Genomic DNA, 2,241 nt, shown 5'->3' with positions numbered 1-2,241 from the left:
GCGAAGCACGTAACGGCATATCGAGATCACCAACACCCACTCACCGCAGGTCTCGATACCAGGCGGGCTCGCTACGCTCACACGCCGACTCGACCAACAAGGGACGCCGATCGAATCCCACTGCGCGCGAAGCCTTCCCAGGCCGATCGAGTGCCGCTGCGAGCGAAGCACGCAACGGCGTATCGAGATCACCAACACCACTCACCGCAGGTCTCGATACCAGGCGGGCTCGCTCCGCTCACACGCCGACTCGACCAACAAGGGAAGCCTCCCCACGCCGATCGAGTGCCGCTGCGAGCGAAGCACGCAACGGCGTATCGAGATCAACGGCACCCGGTCGCCCTGGGCACGACTCGACCTACAGGGAGCGGCCGATCAGTTCCTTCATGATCTCGCTGGTGCCGCCGTAGATGGTCTGGACGCGGGCATCGGTGTACATGCGGGCGATGGGGTACTCCATCATGTAGCCGTAACCGCCGAACAGCTGGAGGCAGCGGTCGACGACCTCCTTCTGCTTCTCGGTGCCCCACAGCTTGGCCATCGATGCCGTCGCCGGGTCGAGGCGACCGGCGATCTGCTCCGCGATGCAGTGGTCGACGAGCGTCTTGCCCGCGAGAACGTCGGCCTTGCACTCGGCGAGGACGAACTTCGTGTTCTGGAACTGCAGGATCGGCTTGCCGAAGGCCTCGCGCTGCTTGGCGTAGGCGATGGTCTCCGCGACCGCCGCTTCAGCCGCCGCCACCGCACTGACGCCGATGATGAGACGTTCGCGCTGGAGCTGGCTCATCAGCTGGTAGAAGCCCTGACCTTCCACTCCGCCGAGCAGGTTGGAGGCCGGAATCCGCATGTCGGTGAACGCGAGCTCGCGGGTGTCCTGCCCGTGCTGACCGATCTTGTCCAGCACCCGCCCGCGCTCGAACCCGGGCAGATCCTTGGTCTCGGCGACAAACAGCGAGATGCCCTTGGCACCCAGGCTCGGGTCGGTCTTGGCGACGATCACCAGCAGATCGCAGTGGGTGGCGTTCGAGATGAAGGTCTTCGACCCGTTGATGACGTACTCGTCGCCCTCGCGCACCGCCGTGGTACGGACCGACTGCAGGTCGGAACCGGTACCCGGCTCGGTCATCGCGATCGCGAGCACCGCGTCGCCGGTGGCGCACGACGGCAGCCAGCGCTTCTTCTGCTCGTCGGTGGCATAGGCGTTGATGTAATGCGCGACGATCGTCGAGTGCACCGCGAAGCCGAACGACGAGTTGCCGATTGCGGCCAGCTCGTGCGCGATCACGGCCTCGTGCCCGAAGTCGCCGCCCGAGCCGCCGAACTCCTCGGGGACGTCCAGACACAGGAGTCCGGCCGCCCCGGCCTTCGACCACAGCTCGCGGTCGACCATGTGCTGCTTGGCCCAGCGTTCCTCGTTCGGGCTCACTTCTTTGGCGAAGAACGCGCGCGCGTGAGTGCGCAGGGCGGCTTGGTCGTCGCTCTCCCACGGTGCGCGGTAGTCGGGAAAGAGTGCGGTCATGGTGGTCACCTTCCGTTGAAGTTCGGGATTCGCTTGTTCAGAAATGCGCTCTGGCCTTCGTGGCAGTCCTCGGAGCGCAGCGCGATGTAGAAGTTCCGCCGCTCGTGCTCCAGACCCTGCGCCAGCGACGTCTGGAGCGCAGCGGCCGCGGCGTCCTTCGCGAGGGCCACTGCCAGCGGAGAGTTGGCCGCGATCCGGCCGGCCATCGCGACCGCCGAAGCCAGCGCCTCGCCGGCGGGTACCACCGACCCGACGAGTCCGGCGGCCTCCGCCGCCCGCGCGTCGATCGGGTCGCCGGTCAACAGCATCGCCATCGCCTTGGCCTTGCCGACCGCCGCGATGAGGCGCTGGGTACCACCGCCTCCGGGAATCACGCCCAGCCGGACCTCCGGCACCGCGAACCGGGCGGTGTCTCCCGCGACGATGGTGTCGCAAGCCAGGGCGACCTCGCAGCCGCCGCCGAACGCGACACCTTCAACAGCCGCGATGACGGGCTTGGGGAACGATCCCAGCCCGGACCACAGTGCGCCGCCGGACGCCTCCCGAGGCCCGAGCAACGATTCGGCGCGCAGCGCGTCGAAGGCGGTGATGTCGGCACCCGCGCAGAACACCCGGTCCGAACCGGTGAGCACCACGACCCGCACCCGGTCGTCGTCGCGGCACGCGTCCAGGTGGGCGGTCAGCTCCTCCATCACCTGTCGATTGAGCGCGTTGTGCGCGTC

The 2,241-nt window shown here is 67.6% G+C and carries 2 protein-coding genes; both read right to left on the bottom strand.

What is annotated here, in order from left to right:
- Positions 1-358 precede the first annotated feature (358 nt).
- Positions 359-1,519 carry an acyl-CoA dehydrogenase family protein gene (locus GX543_RS07525; RefSeq protein WP_290851014.1) on the bottom strand — a complete coding sequence of 387 codons (1,161 nt, stop codon included), beginning with the start codon at positions 1,517-1,519 and terminating at the stop codon, positions 359-361.
- Between the two features lie 5 nt (positions 1,520-1,524).
- Positions 1,525-2,241: enoyl-CoA hydratase-related protein (locus GX543_RS07520; protein WP_290851012.1), on the bottom strand; the 717-nt coding region annotated here is incomplete at its 5' end.

Origin of the sequence: Gordonia sp. (in: high G+C Gram-positive bacteria), from assembly GCF_012515855.1 — a bacterium.
In the GTDB taxonomy this organism is placed as follows: domain Bacteria; phylum Actinomycetota; class Actinomycetes; order Mycobacteriales; family Mycobacteriaceae; genus Gordonia.
Note: the sequence above shows the minus strand (reverse complement) of the source record. Positions and strands in the feature narration are given on the sequence as shown.